Origin of the sequence: Thermodesulfovibrio sp. 3462-1, assembly GCF_040451425.1 — a bacterium.
Lineage (GTDB): Bacteria > Nitrospirota > Thermodesulfovibrionia > Thermodesulfovibrionales > Thermodesulfovibrionaceae > Thermodesulfovibrio > Thermodesulfovibrio obliviosus.
The window spans coordinates 800847-822281 of the sequence record NZ_CP144374.1 but is presented as its reverse complement, the minus strand read 5'-3'; the positions used below and the strand labels follow the sequence as shown (position 1 = coordinate 822281).

20 protein-coding genes are annotated in these 21435 nt (G+C 34.7%); 17 read left to right on the top strand and 3 right to left on the bottom strand.

Annotated elements, in window-relative coordinates:
• Positions 1–3: 3 nt before the first annotated feature.
• Genes lepB through lpxI form a run of 10 tightly spaced genes read left to right on the top strand, consistent with a single transcriptional unit; the run spans position 4 to position 9916 of the window.
• Entirely contained in the window at positions 4–609 is a 606-nt protein-coding gene (lepB, locus tag V4D31_RS04165) for a signal peptidase I (protein WP_353686983.1), read from the top strand.
• Entirely contained in the window at positions 609–1256 is a 648-nt protein-coding gene (locus tag V4D31_RS04160; RefSeq protein ID WP_353686982.1) for a riboflavin synthase, read from the top strand. Before lepB ends, V4D31_RS04160 begins: the two co-directional genes overlap by 1 nt.
• Before the next feature lie 9 nt (positions 1257–1265).
• Positions 1266–2663: a mannose-1-phosphate guanylyltransferase/mannose-6-phosphate isomerase gene (locus V4D31_RS04155; protein WP_353686981.1), complete on the top strand. Its 1398-nt coding sequence runs from the start codon at positions 1266–1268 to the stop codon at positions 2661–2663.
• Complete coding sequence (locus V4D31_RS04150) at positions 2653–4032, top strand: phosphomannomutase/phosphoglucomutase (protein WP_353686980.1); 1380 nt, start codon at positions 2653–2655, stop codon at positions 4030–4032. The genes V4D31_RS04155 and V4D31_RS04150 overlap by 11 nt, the downstream gene beginning before the upstream one ends.
• Before the next feature lie 32 nt (positions 4033–4064).
• Complete coding sequence (gene bamA / locus V4D31_RS04145; protein WP_353686979.1) at positions 4065–6311, top strand: outer membrane protein assembly factor BamA; 2247 nt, start codon at positions 4065–4067, stop codon at positions 6309–6311.
• A 30-nt stretch (positions 6312–6341) separates the two neighbouring features.
• Positions 6342–6878: an OmpH family outer membrane protein gene (locus V4D31_RS04140; RefSeq protein WP_353686978.1), complete on the top strand. Its 537-nt coding sequence runs from the start codon at positions 6342–6344 to the stop codon at positions 6876–6878.
• Positions 6875–7891: a UDP-3-O-(3-hydroxymyristoyl)glucosamine N-acyltransferase gene (gene lpxD, locus V4D31_RS04135; protein ID WP_353686977.1), complete on the top strand. Its 1017-nt coding sequence runs from the start codon at positions 6875–6877 to the stop codon at positions 7889–7891. Before V4D31_RS04140 ends, lpxD begins: the two co-directional genes overlap by 4 nt.
• Before the next feature lie 14 nt (positions 7892–7905).
• Positions 7906–8328 carry a 3-hydroxyacyl-ACP dehydratase FabZ gene (gene fabZ / locus V4D31_RS04130; protein ID WP_353686976.1) on the top strand — a complete coding sequence of 141 codons (423 nt, stop codon included), beginning with the start codon at positions 7906–7908 and terminating at the stop codon, positions 8326–8328.
• Positions 8329–8339: 11 nt separating this feature from the next.
• Positions 8340–9116, top strand: a complete 777-nt coding sequence (gene lpxA, locus V4D31_RS04125; RefSeq protein ID WP_353686975.1) for an acyl-ACP--UDP-N-acetylglucosamine O-acyltransferase — start codon at positions 8340–8342, stop codon at positions 9114–9116.
• The gene (gene lpxI, locus V4D31_RS04120) at positions 9107–9916 is read left to right on the top strand and encodes a UDP-2,3-diacylglucosamine diphosphatase LpxI (protein WP_353686974.1); all 810 of its coding nucleotides are present in this window, start codon (positions 9107–9109) and stop codon (positions 9914–9916) included. Before lpxA ends, lpxI begins: the two co-directional genes overlap by 10 nt.
• Positions 9917–10729: 813 nt before the next feature.
• On the opposite strand, the gene V4D31_RS04115 is transcribed toward lpxI, so the two are convergent.
• From V4D31_RS04115 to V4D31_RS04105, 3 genes are read right to left on the bottom strand one after another with little or no spacing between them, the layout of a single operon-like run.
• Positions 10730–11569: a lipoate--protein ligase family protein gene (locus V4D31_RS04115; protein ID WP_353686973.1), complete on the bottom strand. Its 840-nt coding sequence runs from the start codon at positions 11567–11569 to the stop codon at positions 10730–10732.
• Positions 11553–11744, bottom strand: coding sequence for a CooT family nickel-binding protein (locus V4D31_RS04110; protein ID WP_353686972.1), 192 nt, complete (start codon positions 11742–11744; stop codon positions 11553–11555). The genes V4D31_RS04115 and V4D31_RS04110 overlap by 17 nt, the downstream gene beginning before the upstream one ends.
• Positions 11737–12153 carry a DUF3842 family protein gene (locus V4D31_RS04105; RefSeq protein WP_353686971.1) on the bottom strand — a complete coding sequence of 139 codons (417 nt, stop codon included), beginning with the start codon at positions 12151–12153 and terminating at the stop codon, positions 11737–11739. The genes V4D31_RS04110 and V4D31_RS04105 overlap by 8 nt, the downstream gene beginning before the upstream one ends.
• A 355-nt stretch (positions 12154–12508) precedes the next feature.
• Here V4D31_RS04105 and pyrR point away from each other — a divergent pair, with 355 nt between their 5' ends.
• From pyrR to purH, 7 genes are read left to right on the top strand one after another with little or no spacing between them, the layout of a single operon-like run.
• Positions 12509–13039 carry a bifunctional pyr operon transcriptional regulator/uracil phosphoribosyltransferase PyrR gene (gene pyrR / locus V4D31_RS04100; RefSeq protein ID WP_353686970.1) on the top strand — a complete coding sequence of 177 codons (531 nt, stop codon included), beginning with the start codon at positions 12509–12511 and terminating at the stop codon, positions 13037–13039.
• Positions 13036–13944, top strand: a complete 909-nt coding sequence (locus V4D31_RS04095; RefSeq protein ID WP_353686969.1) for an aspartate carbamoyltransferase catalytic subunit — start codon at positions 13036–13038, stop codon at positions 13942–13944. The genes pyrR and V4D31_RS04095 overlap by 4 nt, the downstream gene beginning before the upstream one ends.
• Positions 13945–15273 (top strand): dihydroorotase, encoded by a 1329-nt coding sequence (locus tag V4D31_RS04090; protein ID WP_353686968.1) that lies wholly within the window; start codon positions 13945–13947, stop codon positions 15271–15273.
• Positions 15270–16352 carry a glutamine-hydrolyzing carbamoyl-phosphate synthase small subunit gene (gene carA, locus V4D31_RS04085; protein WP_353686967.1) on the top strand — a complete coding sequence of 361 codons (1083 nt, stop codon included), beginning with the start codon at positions 15270–15272 and terminating at the stop codon, positions 16350–16352. The genes V4D31_RS04090 and carA overlap by 4 nt, the downstream gene beginning before the upstream one ends.
• 7 nt (positions 16353–16359) lie before the next feature.
• Complete coding sequence (locus tag V4D31_RS04080; RefSeq protein ID WP_353686966.1) at positions 16360–16599, top strand: hypothetical protein; 240 nt, start codon at positions 16360–16362, stop codon at positions 16597–16599.
• A 1-nt stretch (position 16600) separates the two neighbouring features.
• Complete coding sequence (gene carB, locus V4D31_RS04075; RefSeq protein WP_353686965.1) at positions 16601–19858, top strand: carbamoyl-phosphate synthase large subunit; 3258 nt, start codon at positions 16601–16603, stop codon at positions 19856–19858.
• A complete protein-coding gene (gene purH / locus V4D31_RS04070) occupies positions 19855–21435 on the top strand; it encodes a bifunctional phosphoribosylaminoimidazolecarboxamide formyltransferase/IMP cyclohydrolase (RefSeq protein ID WP_353686964.1) in 1581 nt (526 codons plus the stop codon). Before carB ends, purH begins: the two co-directional genes overlap by 4 nt.

The following is a 21435-nucleotide window of genomic DNA, read 5'->3' as shown; positions in this document are numbered from 1 at the left end:
TAAATGACAGGCAAAAAAATTCTTGAATATATAAAAAGCATAGGCATTGCAATATTGATTGCTCTTTTCATAAGAGCTTACATTGTTCAAGCCTTTAAAATACCGTCAGGTTCAATGATTCCAACGCTCTTAATAGGAGATCATCTTTTGGTAAATAAGTTTATTTATGGAATTCATCCACCCTTTTCAGATCAAAGAATTCTTGTTTTTGAAAAACCAAAAAGAGGAGACATTATAGTTTTTAAATATCCTGAAGACCCAAGCAGAGACTTCATAAAAAGAGTTATAGCAGTTGAAGGAGATACTGTAGAGATAAGAAATAAAAAAGTTTTTGTTAACGGAGTTGAACTTAAGGAGCCCTATGCAAGATATACTGATTCATATATTCATCCAAGAGACCTTGATCCACGCGATAATTTTGGACCTGTAAAAGTTCCTCAAGGAAAGCTTTTTGTAATGGGAGACAACCGTGATCAAAGCTATGATAGCCGTTTCTGGGGATTTGTTGATCTGAAGGATGTAAAAGGCAAAGCACTCATCATATACTGGTCCTGGGATAATGAAAATCACAAACCAAGACTTGAAAGAATTGGTAAAATTATAAAGTAATGTTTACTGGAATTATTGTTGAAGTTGGAAAAATTCATGAAATCCAGAAAATTGCTCAAGGAGCAAGGCTAAAAATATTTTCAAAAAAATTAACAGAGAGCTCTCAGATAGGCGACAGTATTTGTGTTAATGGAGTTTGCCTCACAATTTGCGAGATAGATAAAACAAAAAACATAATTTCTTTTGATATATCTCATGAAACACTTCAAAAAACAACACTTGGTGAGCTAAAAAAGGGTGATTCTGTTAATTTGGAGCCTGCACTTACCCTTAATACTCCTCTTGGAGGCCATCTTGTAAGTGGTCATGTTGAAGGAATTGGGAAAATAAAAAAAATTGAAAAGATAGGGAATGATTTAAAGATAGAAATTGAAGCCTCAGAGGAAATTCTCAGATATTGTATAAAAAAGGGCTCTATTGCTGTTGACGGAGTAAGTCTTACAATTGTTGATTTATTTTCAAATTCCTTTACAGTTGTGATTATTCCTCATACTGCAAAGATGACAACTCTTGGATTAAAAAAAGTTGGAGACAAAGTTAACCTTGAATCTGATATAATTGCTAAATATGTAGAAAAATTTGTAAATCAATCTCTTGATAAAGAAGACAGACTTCTTAGAAAACTTAAACAGTATGATTATTTTTAAGGAGTCCAGATGAAATTTATAGTCTTAGCAGGCGGCTCTGGAACAAGGCTATGGCCTCTGTCAAGAAAAAACTTTCCAAAACAGTTTTTAAAGTTACATCCTCAAGAGGCTGAAAGCTTTTTTCAGAAAACATTGAAAAGACTCAGTTTTTATGAAGAAGCAGAATTTTTTGTTGTAACAAATAACAAACACAAATTTTATGTTATTAATCAAATTGAAGAAATTTCAAAAAAATTAAAAAATGATCCCAAATTCGAGATAATTCTTGAACCTGATTCAAAAAATACAGCTCCTGCAATTGCCTTGGCTATAAGATATGCAATGGAAAAAGGAGTTTCTCAAGAGGAAATATTTTTTGTCTCCCCATCTGATCATCTCATTAAGCCTGATAAAGAATTTATAGATTATATAAAAACCGCAGAACAGATTGCTAAAAAAGGACACATTGTAACATTTGGAATAAAACCAACCCGTCCTGAAACAGGCTATGGATATATAAAAGTCCGAGCGCCTGAAATTGAAAAATTTTTTAAAGTAGAAAAATTTGTTGAAAAACCTGACATTGAAACTGCGAAAAAATACATTGAAGAAGGAAACTACTTCTGGAACTCGGGTATGTTTGCTTTCAAAGCTGATACAATAATTGAAGAATTTAAACAACATGCTCCCCAGCTTGGTAAAATCTTTGAAGAATCTTATGAAAGAGTATTAAATGATTTTCAAACTCTTCCAGAGATATCAATTGACTATGCTATTATGGAAAAAACACAGAAAGCAGCACTGATTCCTGTAAACATATTCTGGTCTGACATAGGTTCCTGGGAATCTCTTTATGAAATCCTTGAAAAAGATTCGCAAGGAAATGCAGTACTTGCAGAGTCAATAAACATAGAGACAAAAGAAAGCTTAATTGTTGGCGACAAAAGAGTTATCGCAACTTTGGGACTTCAAGACACAGTGGTTGTGGAAACACAAGATGCATTGCTCATTGCAAAAAAAGGTGAATGTCAGAAAGTTAAAGAAATTGTCAAAATTCTTTCCCATAAGGCAGCTCCACTGGTTGAAGAGCATACAACTGTTTACAGACCTTGGGGAAGTTTTACTCTTCTTGAAACAGGACATAGATACAAAATAAAAAGAATCACAGTAAATCCAGGACAAGCTCTCTCACTTCAGATGCATCATCATAGATCTGAGCACTGGATTGTTGTAAGAGGAACAGCAAAGGTAAAAATTGGTGAAAAAGAACAGTTTGTTCACGAAAATGAATCAGTATATGTTCCAAAAAGCACCCTACACCGACTTGAAAATCCAGGTAAAATTCCTCTTGAAATAATAGAAGTTCAGGTTGGAGAATATGTTGAAGAGGATGATATAAAAAGATTTGAGGATCTTTATGGAAGATAGAATATTCAGAGAATACGATATAAGAGGCATTTATGGAAAAGACCTCACTGAAAATGTAGCTTATTTAATTGGAAAAGCTTTTGTTTCTTTAATATTTAATGAGATTGGAAGAGAACCGAAAAAATTATCAATTGGAATGGATGCAAGATTAAGTTCAGAGCCTTTAAAAAAGGCATTAATAAAGGGTATTACTGAAAGTGGTGTAAGTGTTATTGATATAGGTCTATGCCCGACTCCAGTTCAGTATTTTTCACTTTTTAATCTTCCAGTTGATGGTGGAGTAATGATAACAGGAAGTCATAATCCATCTGAATTTAACGGATTCAAATTAAGCATTGGTAAGGAAACAATATATGGAGAGAAAATTCAGACATTAAGAAAAATTATTGAAAATAAAAATTTTATTCACTCTAACAAAATCGGAAATATTGAAAAATACAACATCCTTGATGACTACATTAACTACATGATAAATCAATTTAAATCTTTTGAAGAAATTAAAGTAGTTGTTGATTCTGGAAATGGAACTGCTGGGATAGTTGCTCCTGCTATTTTAAAAAAACTTGGTGCTCAGGTTATAGAGCTTTACAGCGAGCCTGATGGTAGATTTCCAAATCATCATCCTGATCCTGTTGTTATGAAAAATATTCAGGATTTGATAAACACTGTAATAGCTGAAAAAGCTCATGTTGGTATTGGCTTTGATGGAGATGCAGACAGAATAGGAGTTGTTGATGAAGATGGCGATGTAGTATGGGGAGACAGGCTAATTATTATATTTGCAAGAGATATTTTACAAAATACCCCTCAATCAAAAATAATTGGCGAAGTTAAGTGCTCACAGGTAATGTATGAGGAAATTGTAAAATTCGGCGGAACTCCAATTATGTGGAAAACTGGACATTCTCTTATAAAGAAAAAGATGAAGGAGGAAGGAGCAGTGTTAGCAGGAGAGATGAGTGGTCATATATTTTTCAGTGATAGATATTTCGGATATGATGATGCAATATATGCAGCATTGAGATTAATAGAAATAATAAAAAAATCAGGTAAACCTTATGGATTAAAAAAACTTTTAAAGGGAGTAAAAAAAATGCAAAGCACACCTGAAATAAGAATTGACTGCCCTGATGAAAAAAAATTTTTGATTGTAGAAAAAATTAAAGAGCATTTTAAGCAATTTGAGTGCAATTTCATAGATGGAGTAAGAGTAAACTTTCCCAGAGGATGGGCTTTGATAAGAGCTTCAAATACCCAGCCTGCATTGGTTTTAAGATTTGAAGCTCAAACAGAAGAGGATATGGAAGATATAAAAACTCTTGTCCATCAAAAGCTTTTTGAAGTATTTCAATTTTTCAAAATATTATGATATACTTAAAAACTTTTAAAAAAGAGGTTTTTATGAAAAGAGCAATGGTTGTCATAATTTTGTTTGTTTTTCTATTTACATTGAAGTCTTTTGCCCAGGAACTTCCTGTAGTTACAGCCATTGAGATTAAAGGGCTTAAAAGAATTGAAGAGGCTGCGGTAAAAAATAAGATCTCTCTTAAACTTGGTGAAGTTATTTCTCAGGAAAAAATTTCTGAAGACATTAAATCAATCTACAAAATGGGGTATTTTGAGGATGTAAAAGTTGATATTGAGCCCTTTGAAGGTGGTGTAAAGGTAATCTATACTGTTAAGGAAAAACCAACAATTGTGAAAATAAGCTTTGAAGGAAATAAAGAATACGATGAAGACAAACTCAAGGAAGTTGTTGGAGTTACTCCAGGAGCTATTGCAGATATAACTCTTATAAATGATAATGCGTTAAAGCTTAAAGCATTTTATGAATCTGAAGGTTATTATTTCGCTAAAATCGTTCCAGTATTAAAGAAAAAAACAGAACAAGAGGTTGAACTTACCTATGTTATAGATGAAGGTAACAGAGTAAAAATAAAAGAAATCAAATTTGAAGGTAACAAAGCAATATCCTCAAGAAAAATTAAGAAAGTTATGTCAACCTCTGAAAGAAAGTTCTACTCCTTCATTACTGGTAGTGGATTTTATAAAAAATATGAGATGATGCAGGATTTAGAGAAAATAAAAGACCTTTACTATGACAATGGATATTTAAAAGTTTCTGTAGGAGAGCCAAAGATTGAGTTTTCTCAGGACAAGAAATGGATGACAATAACAATTCCTATTTCTGAAGGTCCGCAGTTTAAAATATCTTCAGTTAAACTCACAGGTTACAGAGACAGTAAAGAAGAAAAAGAGCTTAAAGAGCTTATAAAACTAAAACCTGGAGAAATATTTAGCAAAGCAAAGATGCGTAAAGATGTGGAGGCAATAACTTCATTTTATTCTGATCGTGGATATGCACTTGCAGGTGTTTCTCCTGATGTTATTCCAAATGAAGAAAAATTAACAGTTGATGTAATTTACAATGTAAAACCAGGGGATAAATTTACCATCGGAAGAATAAATATTTCAGGAAATACCAAAACAGTTGACAAAGTAATAAGAAGAGAGATCAGGGTTGATGAAGGAGATGAATACTCTGCATCAAAAATCCAGAAAAGTAAAAAAAGGCTTGAAGATCTTCAGTATTTTGAAACTGTAGATATAAATCAGAAACCTAACCCAGACAACAAAACAGTTGATCTTGATGTTAATGTTAAAGAAAAACCAACAGGATTTTTAACAATAGGTGGTGGTTATAGCTCAATTGACAATCTAATAGGTATGGTTGATGTCACTCAAAATAACCTTTTTGGCAGAGGTTATTCCTTAACTCTAAGGGGAGAACTTGGTGGAAGAAGTTCTTATTACACAGTTGCTTTTAGAGATCCCTGGTTTATGGACAAACCATTGCTTTTTGGTTTTAACATTTACAAACAAAAAAGAGAGTATGTTAACTACACAAGAGATGCAAAAGGCTTGTCTTTTACATTTGGTAAAAGGTATGGAGAAGACTGGTCTGCTTCAATAACTTATGATATTGAAAAATCCAGAGTTACAGATGTTGCAACAGATGCTGATATTATAATAAAAGACATGGAAGGAAACCTTCTTACAAGTGCTGTTACATTTCAAATAATAAACGACACCCGTGACAGTTATATTGATCCCAGTCAGGGAAGAAGATACTCCTTAAATTTAACCACAGCAGGTCTTGGAGGAAATACAGGTTTCTGGAAAACTTTACTCGATCTTGGTTGGTATATTCCAGTATTTGAAGAATCAACGCTACATTTAAGAGGAAGGCTTGGCATGTCTGATACTCTTTTTGGTAAAAAATATCCACTTTATGAAAGATTTTATATTGGTGGACTTGATACGATAAGAGGCGTTGGGTATGGTGAAGCTGGACCAAAGGACAGTAAAAATAAACCAATTGGAGCAAAAAGAGCAATAATATTCAACATTGAATATCTTTTCCCAATTGTAGCTGAAATGAAGTTAAAAGGATTACTCTTTGTTGATATGGGTAAAGGATACAATGAAGGTGAAAAATTTGGTTCTGATATAAAATATACAACAGGATTTGGCTTTAGATGGTTTTCACCACTTGGTCCTGTAAAAATAGACTATGGAATAAATCTTAATAGAAAGGAAGGAGAATCAAAGTCAAAAATTGAGTTTGGATTTGGTTCATTCTTCTAATTAAAACAATAAAACAGGAGGGAAAAGGAAATGAAAAAATTTCTATTTCTGGTAGTTGCAGTTTTCTTAACAATGTCTTTTGTTTCAGTTGCTCGTGCAGAGCTTAAAATTGGAGTGGTTGATGTTTACAGGGTGTTAAATGAGTCAGAGGAAGGGAAAAAAGCTGTAGGACAACTTCAGAATATGCTTGAAGAGATACAGAAAATTCTTGAAGAAAAACAGAAAAAAATTCAAACCTTAAAGGACGAACTTGAGAAAAAACGCTCTGTTTTAAGTGAAGATACAAGAAAAGCTAAGGAAGATGAAATTGATCGTCTTGGAAGAGAACTTCAAAGAACAGCAGCCGATTATCAGATGGAGTTTCAGAAAAAACAGAATGAAATTACTCAGAGCATGTTTAAAGAAATAAAACAACTAATTAATGAATATGCTCAAAAAGAAAGATATAGTCTCATAATTGAAAAAGTTGAACAGATTATCATTTTTACAACTCCTGAGGTTGATATTACAGATAAAATAATATCACTTTATAATCAAAAAACATCCCAGCAAAAAGGGAAAAAATGAAGCTTTTTGAAATAGCGAAAATTTTTAATGCAAAAGTTGAGGGAGATGGTAATATTGAAATAACGGGAGTAAAAGGCTTTGAAGATTCCCGGGAAGGCGATATTACTTACATAGCAAGTTCAAAATATATTGAATCTGCTAAAAACAGTAAAGCTTCTGCATTTATTGTAAAAGAAAAAATTGAAGAGATAAACAAACCTCAACTTATTACTGAAAATCCTCAATTTGTCTTTGCCAAGCTTCTTGAAATCTTTTATGTAAAACCTCATACACATAAAGGAATAAGCGAAAAAGCATTGGTGGCTAATACAGTTAAACTTGGCAATAATGTAACAATTTATCCTTTTGTCTATATTGAAGAAAATGTTTACATAGGAGACAACACTGTAGTTTATCCCTTTGTCTTTATTGGCAGGGAAACCTTAATAGGTTCTGATTGTATAATTTATCCTAATGTTACAATAAGAGAAAAAGTTAAAATCGGCTCAAGAGTAATAATTCATTCTGGAAGTGTCATTGGCTCTGATGGATTTGGTTATATCTTCCATGAAGGCAAACATCATAAAATTCCGCAAGTTGGTGGAGTAGTTATTGAAGATGATGTTGAAATTGGTGCTTGTGTTACAATAGACAGAGCTACAACAGGAAATACAATTATTGAAAAAGGGACGAAAATTGACAATCTTGTTCAAATTGCACACAATGTAAAAATTGGACAGAATTGTATAATCGTTGCACAGGTAGGAATTGCTGGAAGCTCTAATATTGGTGATGGATGCATACTCGCAGGACAGGTCGGTATTTCTGACCATGTAGAAGTTGAAGCAGGAACAATAATTACAGCAAAATCTGGAGTAATGCCTGGAAAACTATCAAAGGGAGTTTACTCAGGCATACCTGTATTTTCTCACAGAGAGTGGCTTAAAGCAAATGCAATTTTTCAAAAACTTCCAGAGCTTTACAGAAAAGTAAGAGAGCTTGAAGAAAAAATTAAACAACTTGAGCAAGCTTAAAAAGGAGGTTCGCGATGATTGATATTAAAGAAATAATGAATATTCTCCCTCACAGGTATCCTTTTTTGCTGGTTGATAGAGTTTTAGAAATTATACCCAATGAAAAAGCTATAGGAATAAAAAATGTTACAATAAATGAGCCCTTTTTCCAGGGACATTTTCCAGGAAATCCTGTAATGCCAGGGGTTCTGATAGTTGAAGCAATGGCTCAGGTAGCAGGTGTTCTTGCCTTTAAATCAGGTATAGAAGGAACAGGTGTTTTATTCTTAAGCATAGAAAAGGTTAAGTTTCGCAAGCCTATTACTCCAGGAGATCAAATTGTTTTTGAAGTCAATGTTGTTCATAGAAGAGGAGGAGTTTGGAAATTTTCAGGTATTGCTAAAGTTAATGAAAAAATTACCACAGAAGCAGAATTTACAGCAATGGTTACAAAGTGAGGTAAAGGTTAATGAGTCAAATACACAAAACAGCAATTGTTAGTTCTAAAGCAGAAATAGATGAAGATGTAGTTATAGGTCCTTATTGTATAATTGGAGACAATGTTAGAATAGGCAAAGGCACACGTCTTATTAATCATGTTCAAATTGAAGGAATAACTGAAATAGGGGAAAACTGCACAATATTTCCATTTACATCAATAGGTTTTCCGCCGCAGGATATTAAATATAAAGGACAACCAACAGGAGTTAAAATTGGCAGTAATAATACCATCAGAGAATATGTAACAATCCATAGAGCAAGTGTTTCAGGAGATGGCTGGACAGTAATCGGAGATAATAATTTTATCATGGCTTATGTCCATATTGCTCATGACTGCAAAATAGGAAACTCAGTAATCATGGCAAATCTTGCCACATTAGCTGGTCATGTTCAAGTTGAAGACTTTGCATTTATTGGAGGATTAGTTGCAGTGCATCAATTTACAAGAATAGGTGCTCATGCAATGATAGGAGGCTTTAGCGGAGTTGGACAGGATGTCCCTCCCTTTACAATGGCTTCAGGTCCAAGAGCAAAACTTTATGGATTGAATTCTGTAGGACTTAAAAGAAGAGGGTTCAGTGATGAAACCATCAATATATTAAAAAAAGCTTATAAAATTCTATTCAGAGACAAACTTCAATTAAAAGAAGCGATTGAAAAAGTTAAAAAAGAGCTTCCTCAGATTCCTGAAATCATTCATTTAATAGAATTCATAGAAGCAAACAAAAGAGGAATATGCAGATAGGAGTCATTGCTGCCGAAGGCTACTTTCCTCTTATCACTGTAAAAGCGCTACAGAGTAGGGGTTACAGAGTTATTACAGTCGCCTTACAGGGACTTGCCAATGATGAATTGAGCAAATACAGCGACTTATTTGAATGGATAAACATAGGTAAGGCAGGAGAGATTATAGATTTTTTAAAAAAAAATAATGTTAAAGAAGTGATTTTAACAGGTAAAGTGCCTAAAAAAATTATTTTTGAAAGAGAAAAAATTAAGCCTGACCTAAGAGCAATAAAAATGCTTTTTTCGGCTAAACTCAGAGGAGACAATGAACTTCTCAAAATAGTTGAGAAAGAACTTTTTAAAGAAGGAATAAAAATTGCCTGTTTGTCAGAATTCTGCCCAGAGTTACTTACTACTCAGGGAGTTCTTACAAGAAGAAAACCTACAAAAGAAGAATGGAAAGACATTGAATACGGATTTAGAATTGCAAAAAAAATTGGTGAACTTGACATCGGGCAAACAGTAGTAGTAAAAGAAAGATCTGTAATTGCTGTGGAAGCAATAGAAGGGACAGATGAAACAATTTTAAGAGCAGGAAGTTTTGTAAAAAATTCGGTTGTAGTAAAGGTTAGCAAACCTCAGCAGGATTTAAAACTTGACCCTCCTGCTGCTGGAGTGGATACAATAATAATCATGGGAAAAGCTAATGCTAAGGTCTTAGCCCTTGAAGCAGAAAAAACTTTTTTAATAGAAAGAGATAAAGTTATTGAAAAAGCTGATGAATTTAATATAACAGTGGTAGGTGTAAAACAATCTTGAATTTTTTTGTCTGCATAAATGATGGTTTAAAAACAGTTCATAAAAACTATCAATTACTATTGATACATTTTGCATTTTTATTTATCAGCTTTTTCGGGCTATTTTTTATTCTCAGCATACCTCTTGGAATTCTTTTTGTCATTTTTGGGATTGATCTTACAGACATATTGAAAGGCAGTTTTATTGAAATATTTTTATCTTCTGTAAACATTATGAAAAAATTTTTGATTTTTGCCATCATTTTCATAATTACTTTATTCCTCTATGTTATATTAATCATCAGCCTCTGGATTTATATTCTGTCAGGCACAATTGGAACAATGTGTGAGTATTTAAGAGAAGGGAAAGTTTTTACTTTAAAAGGATTTCATCAGAATGGTAAAAAATTTTTCTGGAAAGTTGCTTTTTTCACCGTCTTCTCTCTTATTATTTTTATTTGCTTAAGTGTTATTTTCGGATTTTTAAGTGAAATAAGCTCTAAGATAGTAAAATTTTTAAGTCAATGGAAGTCTGTTTCAATGTTTTTTAGTGTTTTTATTTACTTAAGTATGCTTCTTACTGGTGTTATTGTTTTTCTTTTATGGATAACATTCACACTTTTTGGATTTTTTGGAATTTTTATAAAAAATTTCACAGTTATAGAAACGATAAAAGAAACAAAAAAATTAATAATTCTTTATCCTCAATCAATTGCAAGAGCAGGACTTCTCTTTGTAATATACCTTTTAGCAGGTGGAATTATTCTTTCTTTTAGCCCTCTACTGGCAATAATTCCTCGTGTGGGAACTATACTTGTAGCTGTTTACCAATTCATCATTCAGTTTGCTCATATTTATATAAGCATGGTTGTCTTTGCTGCATTTCTGTCTTATTACATAAGGATTGATAATTTTTCTGTAAAATCTGAGCCAGAGCAAGCTCCTCTTGCTGAAGATTCTCAACAACAATCTCAAAACCATCATCCTTCAGAGCCTTCTTAATATTTTCCTGAAAAATATCAATCTCAAAACTATCAAATAATTCTTTTATACCAAAAATTGTATTTACTTCTTCTGTATTACACAAAAAAACTTTTTTTAATAAATCTCTATTAACTGTCACAGGAATTGTTCCTTGCTGAAGAAAACCATTAACCCATCTTTTCTGAGCAGAACCAATAATCTTTACATTTTTAAAACATAACTCTCCAAAAGAAGAACGAGCAAAACACAAAGAGCTTTTATTTACAGTTCTTTTTTCTTTTTTAAACTCAACATGGATTCCTGTTAAATTGAAAGCTTTTGCAAATAGGTGACTTAAAATTTCATAAGTTTGAAAAAGATTTCCTCGAAATTTTCCTTCTTTTCTGCAGGAAAAGCTATATGTAATATCGTCATAATGTAAAATGCCCTTGCCTCCAGTTGGTCTTCTAATAACTGGAATTCCACTGGCAATGCAAAAGGCTTGATTAATCTCCTCAATTTTTTGAAATTCTCCGATTGTTATTGCTTTTTTATTCCATCCATAAAGTCTAAAAGTGGGTAAAACTTTGCCTTTACGTACAAAAATACTAATTGCTTCATCAACTGCCATGTTCAAGCTGGGGTCATGTTCCTGAAACTCAATAAAGCGAATGAGCATTCTACAGGATTTGAGCTTATTTTTCTTCTTCAAGAATAATCTTATGATTCAGTAAAGACATCTCTTTAATTTTGCCTTTAAAAACCTTTTGCTCTCCAAATATATTCCGAAGATATATCTGATTGCCTTCAGGTCTCAGTATATCAACACTCTCTAAATAAATCTCCTCCTGTCCATTTTTGATAACATATGCATTTGCCTCACACATTGAACTCCTCCCTTATATGAAGGATTAATTTTTCCACAAGATGTGGAAGGGGTTCTTTTACAACCCCAATAACTTCAATGCCTTCCTGATTAATTGGTAATAAGATTTTTTTTGCTGAACTGCTTCCTACTGCCTCAGCCATCTTTGAAGTCAGCTCTCCCATCATTGCATTTGCCACAAGGATACTTAAGGGACCTATTATAACATCAACTTTTTTAACATTCCATGCAATGGCATTTTCACCAGAAGCTCCTTTGTTGGCTTTACACTTCATCATATTTGCTGTAGCTGCTGCGTTTGTTCCAAGTGCCAGGATTTCTATTTTATCTCCAAAGGCTTCCCTGAGAGATTTAATAATAAAACTACCAATTCCTCCACCCTGTCCATCAATCACAGCAATTTTAATCATACTGTAAATACTACAAAGTTATGCCAAGAAATGTCAAACACTACTTATTGCCTCATTTAAAAATCTATTCATATTTTATCCCTCTTTTATTTCTTCTGCTACATCCTTTCGTTCAAAAACTCTCTCAAAAGGAGTTTTTACCTTTTTCTTAACATCGTGTTGTCCTTGCATACCTTGTGGGTACGAAAAGGAATCGGCAACGAATGGTATTTCAAGTAGATTTTAAATGAGGCAATTCGGCTAATAGAAAAATTTTTTAAAATTGTGTATAATGTATCAATTTGGAGTTTAATCTGATTAAGGAGTCTATAAGACTTATCTCGGAAATTGTAAAAAAGAAAATCAGGACAAAAGCATGGAAAAAGAACTTCTCAATGAACAAGAAATAGAAAGAATTCTTACAAGGATAACTCACGAAATATTGGAGAAGAATAAAGGTGCTGAAAATATCTGTCTGATAGGAATTGTTACAGGAGGGGTATATCTTGCGGAAAGAATCAAAAATAAGATAAAAGAGACTGAAGGTGTTGATGTGCCCTTAGGTATTCTTGATATATCCTTTTACAGAGATGATATAAATATTTCAAAAAAACGAAAACCAATAAAACCTTCTAATATCCCATTCAGCATAGAGGGTAAAAATGTTATTCTCGTTGACGATGTGCTTTTCACAGGAAGATCAACAAGAGCAGCAATGGATGCATTGATGGACTTTGGAAGACCAGCTCAGATACAGCTTGCTGTACTAATTGATAGAGGGCACAGAGAACTTCCAATTATGGCTAATTACACAGGTAAATATATTCCCACTTCAAGGGATGAAAAAATAAAGGTAAATTTTAAAGAAATTGCGGGTAAAGACTCAGTGTTATTAATCAAACAATGAAAGATCTTGTAGGAATAAAAGAGCTTTCAAGGCAGGACATTGAGGAAATCCTCAATGCCGCTAAGGCCTTTAAAGAGGTTCTTCAGAGAGACATCAAAAAAGTTCCCACCCTCAGGGGCAAGACAGCAATCAATCTCTTCTTTGAACCATCAACAAGAACACGCACATCATTTGAACTGGCAGAAAAACGCTTAAGCCTTGATGTGCTTAATTTTTCTGTAAGCACAAGCAGTGTTGTAAAGGGAGAGACCCTTTATGATACATTGAAAACCATTGAGGCATACAATGTTGACTATATTGTTATAAGACATTCCTGTTCAGGAGCCGCAAAGTTTGTAGCAAATCATACGCCAGCCTCTGTCATAAATGCAGGAGATGGAACAAATGAGCATCCCACTCAGGCATTACTGGATGCTTTCAGCATTCTTGAGATTAAAGGCAGACTTGATGGACTTAAAATCGCCATTGTGGGAGATATAATTCACAGCAGAGTTGCCCGTTCAAACCTTTATCTTTTAAGCCAGTTTGACACTGAGATAAGGTTTGTTGGTCCTCCTACTCTTATCCCAGAGCATGCACCTGATAATGTGAAAATTTTTTATGACCTTAAAGAAGGTATAAAAGATGCTGATGTTGTTATGCTTCTCAGGATTCAGCTTGAAAGACAGAATGCGGCATTTATACCATCATTAAAAGAGTATTTTCATGTCTGGGGGGTCAAAAAGGATGCTTTCTCATACATTAAAGATGACGCAATTATTATGCATCCAGGTCCGATGAACAGAGGAGTTGAGATTTCCACAGAAATAGCAGACAGTCCCCATTCAATAATTCTAAGGCAGGTAACAAACGGAATTGCTACGAGAATGGCTGTCATTTATCTTTTAACTCCAAGGGAGGTATAGTTGATTATTAAAATCTACAACGCTTACATAATTGACCCCTTTACTGGCACAGAAGGTATTGCTGATATATTGATTGAAAATGGAATCATTTCCAGATTAATTCTTAAGCCTTCAGCCTTAAACCTTCAGCATGAAAAAAAGCCTTCAGCCTTAAACTTTCAGCATGACATTATAGAAATAGATGCCCGAGAACTATATGTTTTCCCTGGTCTCATTGATATGCATACCCACTTAAGAGAACCAGGCTATGAATACAAAGAAACCATTCGCACAGGAACTCTTGCTGCTGTAAAAGGTGGTTTTACCTCTGTGTGTTGCATGGCAAATACTAATCCTGTAAATGATAATCCAGAAGTTACATACTACATTCTTGCTAAAGCAAAAGAAGAAGGTAGTTGCGATGTGTATCCAGTAGGAGCCATTACAAAGAGACTTAAAGGTGAAGAACTTTCTGAAATGGCAATGCTGAGGCAGGCAGGCTGTATTGCTTTCTCAGATGATGGCATGCCTGTAATGAATGCAATGATAATGAGAAGAGCTCTTGAGTATTCTAAAGCAGTAGATGCCCCGATTATATCCCACTGTGAAGATCTATTTTTAAGTGAGAATGGAGCAATGAATGAAGGAAAACTTTCCTTTTATATGGGACTTAAAGGAATCCCGAAGGCAGCAGAAGAAGTTATGGTAGCAAGGGATATAATTTTATGCAAACACTTTCGTTCACCTTTACACATTGCCCATGTATCAACTAAAGGCTCTGTTGAGTTAATAAAAAGAGCAAAACAAGAAGGAGTGCCTGTGACAGCAGAGACCTGTCCCCATTACTTTACTCTTACTGAAGAGGCAGTGAGAGATTACAATACCAATGCAAAGGTAAATCCTCCATTACGCACAGAACAAGATATAGAAGCAATAAAAGAAGCACTCATTGAAGGAGTAATTGATGTAATAGCCACAGATCATGCACCGCATAGCCTTGATGATAAAAATACTCCCTTTCAGGAAGCAGCAAATGGAATTTCAGGGCTTGAAACAGCTTTAGCTTTGAGCCTTAAACTGGTACATAACAAAGTTTTAACTTTAAGACAACTAATTGAAAAATTTACTTTAAACCCCTCAAAGATATTAAAGATAAATAAATCTGGAATCAAAGAAAAAGCAGAGGCAGATTTAATAGTTGTTGATATAAACAGAGAATGGACTGTAAAAAAAGATGAATTTGCCTCAATGGGGAAAAATACTCCTTTTGAAGGCTGGAAACTTAAAGGAAAGGTTCTTATGACTGTAAAAGGTAAAAAAGTTTTTAAGATGTGGCAGGAGGATAAATGAAAAAAGCAATGCTGGTTCTAAAAGATGGAACAGTGTTTGAAGGATACTCCTTTGGAGCAGAGGGAGAATCCATTGGAGAAGTTGTTTTTAATACATCCATGACCGGTTATCAGGAAATACTAACTGATCCTTCATATAAGGGACAGATTGTGGTAATGACCTATACTCAAATAGGAAATTACGGAGTAAATGATGAAGATGTAGAATCTTATGGAGGACCAAAAGTTGAAGGATTTGTTGTGAGAGAATATAAAGATTATCCAAGTAACTGGAGAGCAGAGCGAAGTCTCGAAGAGTATCTTAAAAAATATGGCATTGTAGGAATTCAGGGAATTGATACCAGAGCATTGACAAAACATCTAAGGGACAAAGGTGCCCAGATGGGAATTTTATCAACAGAAGACCTTGATCCTGTAAGCTTATATAAAAAAGTTCTTGCCCATCCAGATATCTCAGAGATTGACCATGTCAGTGCTATGATGTGTAAAGAGCCTTACATGTACTTCAATAAAGAGGGGGCACCTCTGTGTGTGGTTTATGACTATGGAGTAAAACTGAGCATACTCCGAAATTTAAAAAGAGTCGGATTTTCCGTCTATGTTGTCCCCGGAAAAACACCTGCTGAATATGTTCTTGAGATGAATCCTTCATGTGTGATGTTAAGCAATGGTCCTGGAGACCCTCAAATTCTCTCTTACGCATTGGAAAATGTTAAAAAAATTATAGGAAAAAAACCTCTATTCGGAATCTGTCTTGGTCATCAGCTTTTAGGACTTGCTCTGGGAGGAAGGACATACAAACTTAAATTCGGTCATCATGGAGGCAATCATCCAGTAAAGGACTTAAAAACAGGAAGAATTTCCATTACAGCTCAAAATCACAACTACTGTGTTGATATTGCAAGTCTTAAAGATCAGGTAAGGCTGACTCATAAAAACCTTTATGATGGAACAGAAGAAGGAATGGAGCATGTGGAGTATCCAATTTTCTCGGTTCAGCATCATCCTGAAGCAGGACCAGGACCAAATGATGCCCTTGATGTATTTGAAAGATTTATGGAAATCGTAAAAACATCGTGAGGTATGTATGCCTGTAAAATATGATGAAATATTCATTTCTACCATGCGTGAGATAAATATCTGCAAAGATTACATAAATGCCTATGAAAAGGAAATCAAAAACCTTGAGAAAAAACTTGGTATCAGCTCTTGTCAAATAACTCAGGAAATGTTAAAGGACAAAAAAATAAAAAAACTTTATGAAAAAACACTTGCCCTTCAAAGGGAAAAAGAAAGATTGAAAGGATTAGAGGAGCTTCTGAAATAATATGCCAAAGAAAACAGATATTAAAAAAATAATGATTATCGGTTCTGGTCCAATAATAATTGGTCAAGCTTGTGAATTTGATTACTCTGGTGCTCAAGCCTGTAAAGCTTTAAAGCAGGAAGGCTACGAAGTAGTGCTCGTAAATTCTAATCCCGCAACAATTATGACAGACCCTTCAATGGCTGATGCTACTTACATTGAACCTTTGACTGCAGAAATCCTTGAATTAATTATAGAGAAGGAAAGACCTGATGCTTTGCTTCCCACATTGGGTGGCCAGACTGCATTAAATCTTGCCGTAGAGCTTGGAGAGGCAGGAATCCTTGATAAATACTCTGTTGAGCTTATTGGAGCAAATCTACAGGCTATAAAAAAAGCAGAGGACAGAGAACTTTTTAAACAGGCAATGACAAAAATAGGGCTTGATGTCCCTCGCTCAGCAACAGTTCATAATTTAAAAGAAGGACTTGAACTAATTGAATGGATAGGTTTTCCTGCAATTTTAAGGCCTGCTTTTACTCTGGGTGGAACTGGAGGAGGAATCGCATACAACATAGAAGAGTTTAAAGAACTTCTTGAAAGAGCGCTTAAGCTGAGTCCTATTAGTCAGGTTCTTGTAGAAGAAAGTCTTCTTGGATGGAAAGAGTATGAGCTTGAGGTAATGAGAGATAGAGCAGACAATGTTGTTATAATCTGCTCAATTGAGAACTTTGATCCCATGGGTGTTCATACAGGAGACTCCATCACTGTTGCCCCGGCACAGACTCTAACAGACAGAGAATATCAAGTTATGCGTGACAGTGCCATTAAAGCAATAAGAGAGATAGGCGTTGACACAGGTGGAAGCAACATTCAGTTTGCAGTAAATCCTGAAAATGGAAGAATGTGTATAATAGAGATGAATCCAAGAGTATCCCGGAGTTCTGCTTTAGCAAGTAAGGCAACAGGATTTCCAATTGCAAAAATTGCGGCAAAACTTGCTATTGGATACACACTGGATGAAATTCCCAATGACATAACAAGAATAACACCTGCAAGCTTTGAACCTACCCTTGATTATGTGGTCGTTAAAATTCCAAGATTTACTTTTGAAAAATTTCCAGAGGCAAATCCTGTGCTTACAACCCAGATGAAATCAGTTGGAGAAGTAATGGCAATAGGAAGGACATTTAAAGAAGCACTTGGAAAGGCAATTCGTTCCCTTGAGATTGGCTCATACGGATTTGAAGAACTCAATGCTTCTGATGATGAAATAAGATGGAGAATTAAAAATCCTAATGCTGAAAGGATTTGGTACTTAGCAGAGGCTCTTCGTAGAGGATTCAGTATAAAGGAGATATATGAATTGAGCGGTATTGACCCATGGTTTTTAAACAACATAAAAGAAATCTTAGAGATTGAGAACAGACTGAAAACTAAAGAATTAAACTATGATCTTCTCTTTGAAGCTAAACAAAACGGCATTTCTGACAAAAGAATAGCAATGCTTACTGAAAAAAAAGAAGAAGAAATAAGGCAATTAAGAGCAAACCTTAAAATTAAACCAGTATACAAACTTGTTGATACCTGTGCAGCAGAGTTTGTAGCCTATACTCCCTATATGTATTCATGCTATGAAAAAGAATTTTATCGTCTTCAACCTGAAGCCACTACCTTTAAAAACCAAACCATAGTAGATGCTGATGCTCCTCCTACTGAAAATAAAAATAAAGTAATAATTCTTGGTTCAGGACCCAATAGAATCGGACAGGGAATTGAGTTTGACTACTGCTGTGTTCATGCAGTTTTTGGTTTAAAAGAGCTTGGATACGAAACAATAATGATAAACTGTAATCCAGAGACAGTGAGCACTGATTATGATACTTCAGACAGACTTTATTTTGAACCACTAACACTCGAGGATGTTTTACATATTATTGAAAGAGAAAGACCTCTTGGAGTGATACTGCAATTCGGAGGTCAGACTCCTTTAAAACTTGCAAAGGCTCTTGAAGCTCATGGTGTAAATATTCTTGGAACAAAGGCTGATGCCATCGACAGAGCTGAGGACAGAAAAAGATTTAAAGAGTTGGTGGATAAATTAAATCTAAAACAGCCTCCAAGTGGAACAGCCATATCCCTTGAAGAAGCTTTAAGAATAGCAAATGAACTTGGATATCCCATTCTTGTAAGACCATCATATGTGCTTGGTGGAAGAGCTATGGAGATTGTTTATGATGAAGAATCATTGCGTAGATATATGAGAGAGGCAGTAAAAGCCTCAGAAGACCATCCAGTGCTAATTGATAGATATCTTGAAGATGCCATTGAGGTGGATGTTGATGCAATCTCCGATGGAGTTGATGTGATTGTGGCAGGTATAATGCAGCACATTGAAGAAGCAGGAATTCATTCTGGAGACTCTGCTTGCTCACTTCCTCCTTACAGTCTTCCAGAAGAGATAATTGAAAAAATTAAAGAAGAAACCATTTCAATTGCAAAGGAACTTGAAGTAAAAGGATTGATGAATGTTCAGTATGCTGTAAAAGATGGAGAGGTTTATGTTTTAGAAGTAAATCCCCGTGCGTCAAGAACAATTCCCTATGTCAGCAAAAGCATCGGAATTCCTCTTGCAGCAATGGCATCAAAGATTATGGTTGGCAAAACATTAAAGGAACTTGGACTTACAAGTCATATAAAAATGCCCTATGTTACAGTGAAAGAGGCGATCTTTCCATTTGATAAATTCCCTGAAGTGGATGTTATTCTCGGTCCTGAGATGAAATCAACTGGTGAAGTAATGGGAATAGATGAAGACTTTGGACTTGCTTATGCCAAGGCTCAGATGAGTGCAATGGGTAAAATTCCTTTAAGTGGAAAAGTATTTATAAGTGTTAAGGATAAAGATAAAGCTCTTGTTGTTCCTATTGCAAAGGAGTTTATAGAACTTGGTTTTACAGTGATTGCCACTCGTGGAACTGCCAGATTTTTGAAAGAAAGAGGATTAAATGTAGAAACTATAAATAAACTTCAAGAGGGTCGTCCCCATGTCCTTGATTTAATAAAAAACAGACAGATTCATTTTATAATAAACACGGTTTTTGGAAAGCAAGCTCAAAAGGACTCAATGTATATAAGAAGAGGAGCATTGCAATATAAAATTCCTTACACCACAACCATTTCAGGAGCTAACGCAATTATTAAAGCCATAAAACGGCTTAAAGAAAGTAAAATTAAAGTAAAATCAATACAGGAATACCACAGGGAGGTGCTCGAGTGATAAAAAGAGCATTAATAAGTGTATCTGACAAAAGGGGATTAATAGATTTTGCAAAGGAACTTGTTCAGCTTGGGGTGGAGATTATTTCCACAGGTGGAACGGCAAAAATTTTAAGGGAAGCTAATATAAATGTAATAGATGTCTCAGAGTATACAGGATTTCCTGAAATTATGGATGGAAGGATAAAAACCCTTCATCCACTTATTCACGGTGGAATACTTGCAAGAAGGGACAATAAAAATGACATAGATTCAATGGAAAAGCTTGGAATTAAACCTATTGACATAGTTGTTGTCAATCTCTATCCATTTGAATCTGTTACAAAAAAACATTTACTTCAGCCTTCAGCACTGAGCCTTCAGCAATTTTTAGAAGAAGCAATAGAAAACATTGACATTGGCGGACCTACCCTTCTGAGGGCTGCTGCTAAAAACTACAAAGATGTGATAGTTATTGTTGACCCTGATGATTATCCTTCCATAATTGAGGATCTTAAAAAGGGAGAAGCTTCTATTGAGAAAAGATTTGAACTTGCAAAGAAGGTCTTTTCTCACACGGCAAGATATGATGCCTTAATTGCTGATTATTTTGATAAAATCAGCTCTTCAGCCTTCAACACTCAACCTTCAGGTTTTAGAGAAGACTGGATATTGCTATTAAGAATGGTGCAAACATTGAGATACGGAGAAAATCCTCATCAGAAAGCTGCACTTTATGCATTGAATGAAACACCATCATTGATAGATGCAGAAGTATTACAGGGCAAAGAAATGTCCTTTAATAACTATCTTGACACTCATTCAGCAGTGCTTTTAGCTTCGGAATTTGAAGAACCTGTCTGTGTAATTGTAAAACACAATAACCCCTGCGGAGTTGCTATTGCTGAAAATCCTCTGGATGCTTATAAAAGAGCCTTTGAATGTGATCCTGTAAGTGCTTTTGGTGGAATAATTGCTTTTAACAGAGTTGTAGATAAAACCACAGCAGAAGAAATTGTTCAAACTTTTTATGAAGTTATTATTGCGCCTGGATTTGATGAAGAATCATTGAAAATTTTTTCAAAAAAGAAAAATCTGAGATTACTGAAATTTCCAGCTCTTTCTGATAAAATTAAACCATCAGGTTTTGATTTAAAGAGAATTATCGGTGGATTCATAGTCCAGCAGTGGGATACTCTTGAGGATGAATTTGCTCAGGCTAAGATTGTAACAAAAAGAAAGCCCACAGAGGATGAATGGCGAGCTTTGAAATTTGCATGGAAGGTTTGCAAACATGTAAAATCAAATGCTATTGTCTATGCAAGAGAGGACAGAACAGTGGGGCTTGGCATTGGTCAGACAAGCAGAGTATTTTCAGCAAAGATAGGTGCCATGCATGCCTTGAGTTCATTAAAAGGAACTGTTGTTGCATCTGATGGATTCTTCCCATTCAGAGATAACATTGATGTCCTTGCTCAGAATGGAGTCACAGCTATAATTCAGCCAGGTGGCTCTGTTAGAGATCAGGAAGTAATTGATGCAGCAGACCAATATGGTATGGCAATGGTATTTACAGGAATAAGACATTTCAGACACTAA